The 6,966-nt window shown below is 52.1% G+C and carries 8 protein-coding genes; all 8 read right to left on the bottom strand.

Features of this window, described 5'->3' with window-relative positions; translation table 11 throughout:
* Positions 1-132 precede the first annotated feature (132 nt).
* Entirely contained in the window at positions 133-579 is a 447-nt protein-coding gene (locus LKE08_RS23595) for a hydrogenase maturation protease (protein ID WP_324706722.1), read from the bottom strand.
* Between the two features lie 27 nt (positions 580-606).
* On the bottom strand, positions 607-1,440 hold the full coding sequence (locus LKE08_RS23590; RefSeq protein WP_324706721.1) for a YwqG family protein: 834 nt from the start codon (positions 1,438-1,440) through the stop codon (positions 607-609).
* A gap of 464 nt (positions 1,441-1,904) precedes the next feature.
* Entirely contained in the window at positions 1,905-3,071 is a 1,167-nt protein-coding gene (locus LKE08_RS23585) for a SpoIIE family protein phosphatase (protein WP_324706720.1), read from the bottom strand.
* A gap of 61 nt (positions 3,072-3,132) precedes the next feature.
* The gene (locus LKE08_RS23580) at positions 3,133-3,639 is read right to left on the bottom strand and encodes a PAS domain-containing protein (protein ID WP_324706719.1); all 507 of its coding nucleotides are present in this window, start codon (positions 3,637-3,639) and stop codon (positions 3,133-3,135) included.
* Complete coding sequence (locus LKE08_RS23575) at positions 3,636-3,914, bottom strand: (2Fe-2S) ferredoxin domain-containing protein (protein ID WP_324706718.1); 279 nt, start codon at positions 3,912-3,914, stop codon at positions 3,636-3,638. Before LKE08_RS23575 ends, LKE08_RS23580 begins: the two co-directional genes overlap by 4 nt.
* A 79-nt stretch (positions 3,915-3,993) precedes the next feature.
* The gene (locus LKE08_RS23570; protein WP_324706717.1) at positions 3,994-5,424 is read right to left on the bottom strand and encodes a Ni/Fe hydrogenase subunit alpha; all 1,431 of its coding nucleotides are present in this window, start codon (positions 5,422-5,424) and stop codon (positions 3,994-3,996) included.
* Positions 5,425-5,585: 161 nt separating this feature from the next.
* Positions 5,586-6,134, bottom strand: coding sequence for an oxidoreductase (locus LKE08_RS23565; protein ID WP_324706716.1), 549 nt, complete (start codon positions 6,132-6,134; stop codon positions 5,586-5,588).
* Complete coding sequence (gene hoxU, locus LKE08_RS23560) at positions 6,122-6,838, bottom strand: bidirectional hydrogenase complex protein HoxU (RefSeq protein ID WP_324706715.1); 717 nt, start codon at positions 6,836-6,838, stop codon at positions 6,122-6,124. Before hoxU ends, LKE08_RS23565 begins: the two co-directional genes overlap by 13 nt.
* Positions 6,839-6,966 lie beyond the last annotated feature (128 nt).

The raw sequence follows: 6,966 nt of genomic DNA, 5'->3' as shown, positions 1-6,966 counted from the left end.
ACTATATATATGTACGATTTCAGAGAACGGGTGGATTGAGCGATCGCTTTCGAGAGAGAGATTGAGAACCATCGTGACTTGGCGGAAAGATATCGTCTTTGACGATAACGAGATTTTCCCCCGCCTCCAAAGTCAATCTTCGATCAACCGTTCGATCTGTTTGAGAGCGTCTTCGACTCCCTTTTCTCCGGTTGGGGAGAGACGATCGCACATCTCGAAATTCTCGCCGGGAACGGCCACCAGCCAAGCGGGGGGGACGGTTCCGTAGAGACGTTTCGCCAATGATAGCAGCGATCGCGGGTTGATGGCGTGTCCGAGATTGACAGCCGTTTCCGACTCGTCGGGTTCGATGGCGGACACCTCCACCGTCTCCCCCTCCAGGCAGGCATCGACGAAAATCACGCTGTCAGCGTGGGTCAATTCTTCGGCGAGTTCAGGGGTCAACTGGTGTACCGGACGCGATCGCAGGTTCGGTTTTTCCCAGCGTTCCACCCGCTCGGCCACTTCCTGCCCGATCCCATCATCCCCCCGCAGGGTGTTCCCGTATCCGATAATTAAGAAAGACTTCAGATTTTCCACGAGTCGCACCCGAATGACATGATTCGATTAATACACACATTGAACCAAAACTCGGTCAAAATGCCGCGATCGCAAGTCGGAATTTTGGATAAAGAAATAAACCGCGAGGGAGATATTGTCGGGATGCTCGAATTCCAGGAGTAAACGTTCGACTTCCCGACCTTCCGCCGCCGCCTCTTCCGCCATCCCGCCGAGCACCAGGTCGTCCACCTCGCCGCGCGGACAGGGATATCCCCCCAATTTGTTCGCCGGCGGCGATGACGTTTTGTCGTAATGTTCAACCAACATCCAGTCGAACCAATTATCGACGAATTCGCGATCGAATCGTTCTTTCAATTGGTCGAGGAATTCTTGGCTGTGCGTCTGCCAAAAGGGAGCATCTTCCACCGCAAAACTCAGAGGGCGAATTTTCTCCGCAAATGAGGGTCTGCCGATTTTGATAAAACTGAAATCCTGCAATAACTCATTGTCGGCGATATCGGTTTCCGGGAAATACAAGACCCGATGCTTGTCGTCCTGGAAAGAAAAGGCGGGGTCGGGGTAAATGTAAAACTGCAATAGTCCGCGATCGGGAAAGTCGAAATTCGGGATGATGGGAACTTCCGCGCAGTCGATCTGAGCCAGCAAAACCAGGGGGATTCCCGACTCGTCTCTGGGATAATCCGCCGATTTCGGAAAGTAAGGCAGACCGCCGATTTTGCTGGCTCGCCGGGGCAGGCGATCGTCTTGGGGGTGCTTCACCCGCAGGCGCGGTTCGCCGGCATCGACGCGAATGAAGGGTTCCGACGGACTGGCGATCAAAAAGGGTCGGATGGCGTCAAATTCGGGGGGGAGTTCTAACAAGAAGTCTCGGATAGACATCGCCTCAAATTAGAGTCTTTTTCGCGATTCAGAATGATCGTATTGTCGTCGGGGATAATCGGTCAATGCATAAATCGTCCGATTTGTCAAGATACCCTTTCGAGCCGTCCCGAAAATTGGTGCGTCGAGAGAATCGGATTGGTCGGGAAAATTGTGGGATTGTGACGATATCATCGGGGTTGCAGCCTTCATTTTTGCCGATAGACACAATAACCCCTTGGGTGCCGTTTCCTGTAGTGTACCAGAACCCCCATTCTGCCGTCAACTGTTTGAGAGAAATTATCAATAATTTTGTAACAAATCGTAATAAAGTTTTCAAAATCCAATAAAAAACTCAAAAATTATTAAAAAAACTTATAAATAAATCGCCGGGATACTCAGGACGTGGAAAAACTCTGAAACGGATAAGTGAGGTTATTTTACCTGTTGCCTGTTGTCTATTACCTATTACCGATTGCCTCTGATCAACAGTATTCGACGGTAACTTCTTTTTGCTTTTCTTTGAGCAAATTGACCAGATCTTCGATCAAACTGCGGCGGATGGAGATATTTTTGGGAAGCAGGGGGTTTTGATAGAATTCGTTAATTTGCTGTCCCACCAGAAAGAAAATCGAGTCCGCTTCCAAAATTTCCCGAGCCAGCAATACCGCCCCGTTGTTGTCCGAGGGGAGGCGGGTGATGTCGCAGTTGCATTTTCTGAGGACTTCGGTGGCTTTGGAAATGGTGAGAATGCCTTCGGTGACGAGGTTAATTTCGCTCAATTTTCCGATGGGGGGCAGATCTTTCCGCATGGTGGAGATATCCATTTCGATGGTTTCTCCCATGTAGTTCGCCACCAGGTTTCCGGTGGTGCCGCCGCAGATCACTTTTCTACCTTTAAAGCTCAACAGCCGTTCGGCGTACAGTTCATCCTGGGTGACGTCGAGGGGGGGGCCAGTGAAGATCATGACGGGATTTCGCTTGCGGACGTAGACGCCGACGAAGGTGGCGTCGTCGCCGATTTTATCGCGGTAGAGCGATCGCGTTTCGGTCATCACCTGTTCGATGATGGTGCGGGAATTGGTCGCCTGGTTCATGAACACTTTTTCCATGTACTTGGCGATATTATCCCACCCCCAGCCGAAATTCATGGTATCCCCCAATCCCGCGTAAAGAACGCCGTCGCTGATGGCGCCGATAAAGTCCCCCCGTTCCAGCTTCCCTGCGGAGGAGATGATTTTTTTGCCCTGAATTTTTTCCGTTTTCGTCTCCAGTTGGATGACCCGACCTTTGTTAAAATAAAAGATGGGGGGATTGTCGAAGTTGATGACCTGAAATTGATTGGTCTGGTGGTCGATTTGGATGATGGTAAATGTGGCGTAGGCAATTTTCCGAACCTGACAGATCGGCAGGGTTCCGATCACGGTTTTGATCACCTCTTCGAGGGGGACGTCGGCGTTGAGCATGGTGATCAAAATTTCCGTCGTCAGGGTGGCGAGGATGTTGGCTTTGACGCCGCTTCCCAGGCCGTCGGAGAGGACGATGGTGCTTTTGTTTTCGGTTTTGGTGAATTTCACCTGGTCGCCGCAGAGTTCCTCGCCTTTTTTGTTGAGGCTGCGATCGAAAATGTCGAAAAAGTTATCTTGATCCATGGGTTGACTGGATGGAGAATGGAACCACAGAGACACAGAGGACACGGAGGGAAGAGGGGTGCTATTGGTTGATCATTTGGAGGATTTTTAAGAGGCTGATTTTGGTTTCGGCGGTGGTTTCTCCGAGTAAGCCGGCGATTTCTTGGGCGACTTTCATCTGGTTGTCAACGACTTCGTTGACTTTTTTGACGGTTTCTTCTTTGATGTCCAAAATTTCTTTTTTTCGCTTCGTTTCTGGGGTGATATCGGTCATGATGCAGGCGATGATGTTTTCGTCTCGGATGGGGAAAATGACTTCTTTGAGGTAGAGGTTGTGGTTAGCGTATTCGGTTTCAATGCCCTGCATCATCTCGTTCTTTTCCCACACTTTCCGGAAGCGATCGAGGTTTCCTAGTAAGTCGAAGGCGGGGGTGCCGATGATGTCGGCTTCATTCACCTTGAAAAACTTGCAGAAGGCGGGGTTGACGACTTTAATTTTCAGGTCGATATCGACGGCGATCAGACCGTTGGGGTCGTACTCCCACAGTAGTCGCCACAGGTGGGGATTTTCGGTGGTTTCTAACATCATGAATTTAGGGGTAAATTGCGTTCCTGAATCATCGGCAAAATTTCGCCGATGAATTTATCTTCGATGTTTTGGGGGCTGATGTTGATGAAGTGCTGACCTTTGTATTTCATGACGATACCTGAACTGCAGGTTTCTAAACAGAATGATCCTTTCAATTCGACGTGATTTTCGAGTTTGTATTCTTTGATCAATTCCTGTAGTTTCGGTAGGACTTCGTAGACCCCCATCTGGTGGCAAGCCGAACCCATGCACAGGTACAAGTTTTCTTTTTCCATATCGATTCCTCTGATGTCTGAAACCGGGTGTTTCAGAATTGTTTCCAATCGCTCAAAAACCCGGTTTCTTACCGGCTGTCTAATCCCGGTAGACTTCATCTACTATTGTGCCATCCCGTTTCAGCAGTTGGACGTGCAACGGCATCTGCCCGATCGCGTGGGTGGAGCAACTCAGGCAGGGGTCGAAACAGCGGATGCCGGCTTCAACTCGATTTAACATTCCCTCGGGAATTTCGTTGCCGTGGATGTAGTGTTTGGCGATTTGGGTGACGGTTTTGTTCATCGCCAAGTTGTTCTGTCCGGTGGCAATAATCAAGTTGACCTTTTGAATCAGGCCGTTTTCGTTGACTTTGTAGTGGTGGAAGAGGGTGCCGCGGGGGGCTTCGCTGACGCCGATCCCTTCTAAGTTGTTGATGCCGGCGTCGGCGCGGACGCGGGAGGAGGTGATGTCGGGGTCGTCCACCAGGGCTTCGATCGCTTCAATACAGGCCAAAATTTCCACCAACCGGGCGTAGTGGTAGAAGAAGGAGGAGGTGGCGATCCGTCCCCCGGCGCGATCGCGGAATTCTTGCAACTCCCGGTCGGCGTCGGGCGTCCCGATGCGATCGCACACGTTCAGCCTCGCCAGGGGTCCGACGCGATAAATACCGTCGGGATATCCGAGGGGTTTATAGTAGGGGAATTTCAGGTAGGACCAGTTTTCCACCGCCTCACCCAAATAGTCCTGGTAATTGTCCTCACTCAACCCGTCGGCGACGATGTTTCCGTCGCTATCGACAAATCGAATCTGACCGCCGTAGTGTTCCCAGTTGCCGTTGGGGGCGACCAAACTCATAAATAGAGAGGGAAACTGCCCGAATATATCGACTTCTTGGCTGAGGTCGCTATCGAGTAGGCGTTTAAACAGGGATAAAGCCGTTTCCGTGGTCTGCCGGGATTCCGGGAGGCGTTCTTTAATCCATTCTAAACCTTCCTGGGAAAGGGGCGATCGCACCCCACCGGGAACGGCCCAAGCGGCGTGAATTTTCCGGGCTCCCAACAGTTCAATCACGGTCTGTCCGAACTGCCGCAGGCGAATGCCGGCCCTCGCCAAATCGGGGTCGGAGGCGATCAATCCGAATACATTTCGCTTCGCCGGGTCGCTATCCCAACCCAGGAGAAAGTCGGGGCTGCTGAGGTGGAAAAAACTCAAAGCGTGGGATTGGGTCAACTGCGCCAAATTCATCATCCGGCGCAATTTTTCCCCGGCTGGTGGCACCTGGACGGCGAGAATTTTATCCCCGGTTTTCGCCGATGCCAATAGGTGACTGACCGGACAAATTCCGCAGATGCGGGCGGTAATTCCCGCCATTTCAAACATGGGTCGCCCTTCGCAGAATTTCTCGAAGCCGCGAAATTCGACGACGTGGAAGCGGGCATCTTCCACCTCCCCGGCATCGTCTAAAAATACCGAAATTTTGGCGTGACCCTCGATGCGGGTTACGGGGTCGATAACAACTGTTTTAGCCATGACTGGGAACTCACTCTCAACAGGATTAAAGATTGATAATTGACAATCAAAAATTTCACCACAGAGGCACAGAGGACACGGAGAATTTATGACTCATTAATTAATGAGAAAAAGTAGACCGTCAATTATCAATTGGGCTGACATTTAAGCAGACGGAAACTTTATCCGAACTTGATCATTTCTCGCCCTTCCATTTTGGGCTGCTTGCCTTCCACGAGGGGGGCGAGGGTGGCTTTGATGCGATCGGCCGGCGGGGGACATCCCGGCATGAACAGGTCGATATCAACCAGTTCATGAATAGGCCGGACGCGATCGAGCAGTTCGGGGACGATGCCCGGATCTTTGGGGATTTGGGGGGTGGTGTCGCCCAATTCCAAATAGCAGCGTTTGAGGACGGGTTCGGTACTGCCGAGCATATTTCGCATGGCGGGAACGTTGGCCGTGACGGCACAATCCCCGAAGGAAATGAGCATTTTGGTGCGTTCCCGAACCTGGAGAAGCAGTTCCAAATTGTCTTCGTTGGCGACGGCCCCTTCCACCAGGCAGACATCCACATTTTCGGGATAGTCTTTCAAGTCACTGCCGACGGGGGAATAAACCACGTCCACAAATTCGGATAAGTCGATCAGCCATTCGTCCAGGTCCAAAAACGACATATGGCAACCCGAGCATCCGGCCAGCCAAATGGTGGCAAATTTTATCTTGTCCATTCGTGTTTCTCCCGTGCATTAACGATAAACTCTAATTTGGCGCGATCGCGGGTCATTTCGGCGACGGTCGCCCCCTTGCGGAAAATCGAACCCGTCGGGCAGGCATCGACGCACTTGCCGCAGGAGGTGCAGGCGTCCACCGACCCCCAGGGCTGGTTCAACCCCGTCACCATCTTAGCCGCGGCGCCGCGGAAACCCACATCCCAGACGTGGGCGCCCTCGATTTCGTCGCAGACCCGCAGGCAGCGGGTGCAGAGGATGCAGCGGTTGTGGTCGATGCCGAATTGGGGGTGGGAAATATCGACTTCCCGTTCGGGGAAACGGTAGGTAAACCGGCTGTGGTCCATCCCCACTTCTACCGCCACATCTTGCAATTCGCAATTCTCGTTGGCGACGCAAACCGCACAGACGTGGTTGCCCTCTGAGAACAGCATCTCGACCACCATCTTGCGGTATTCTTTCAATTTGGGGCTGTTGGTGCACACGTCCATCCCCTCGGCGACGGCGGTGACGCAGGCGGGAAGCAGCTTGTTAATTCCGGCGATTTCCACCAGACACAACCGGCAGGCGCCGACGTCGGAAATCCCTTCCAAATGGCAGAGGGTGGGAATTCTCACCCCCGCTTCTTTGGCGGCGTCCAAAACGGTCGCTCCTTCTTCTATTGCAATGTCGTTTCCATCAATTTTTAAAGTGACAACGGACATAGAGTTCTCCTTGAATTGAGGGAATAGGGAATAGGGAATAGGGAATAGGGAATAGGGTGATTGGTGGGGGCAGTGCCTCTGTGCCTGCCCTTGCCATCGGTCCGAGTTGGGGAGGCAACCGGGGACAT

The organism is Lyngbya sp. CCY1209 (assembly GCF_035615495.1).
In the GTDB taxonomy this organism is placed as follows: Bacteria; Cyanobacteriota; Cyanobacteriia; order Cyanobacteriales; family Microcoleaceae; genus Limnospira.
The sequence above is the reverse complement of the archived record's forward strand: the minus strand, read 5'-3'. Positions and strand labels throughout refer to the sequence as shown.

Bases quoted from the DNA above. Each gene is read 5' to 3' on its own strand.
- LKE08_RS23580 (WP_324706719.1), bottom strand. From the start codon at position 3,639: ATGATGTTAGAAACCACCGAAAATCCCCACCTGTGGCGACTACTGTGG.
- LKE08_RS23565 (WP_324706716.1), bottom strand. From the start codon at position 6,134: ATGGACAAGATAAAATTTGCCACCATTTGGCTGGCCGGATGCTCGGGT.
- hoxU (WP_324706715.1), bottom strand. From the start codon at position 6,838: ATGTCCGTTGTCACTTTAAAAATTGATGGAAACGACATTGCAATAGAA.
- LKE08_RS23590 (WP_324706721.1), bottom strand. From the start codon at position 1,440: ATGTCTATCCGAGACTTCTTGTTAGAACTCCCCCCCGAATTTGACGCC.
- LKE08_RS23585 (WP_324706720.1), bottom strand. From the start codon at position 3,071: ATGGATCAAGATAACTTTTTCGACATTTTCGATCGCAGCCTCAACAAA.
- LKE08_RS23575 (WP_324706718.1), bottom strand. From the start codon at position 3,914: ATGGAAAAAGAAAACTTGTACCTGTGCATGGGTTCGGCTTGCCACCAG.
- LKE08_RS23570 (WP_324706717.1), bottom strand. From the start codon at position 5,424: ATGGCTAAAACAGTTGTTATCGACCCCGTAACCCGCATCGAGGGTCAC.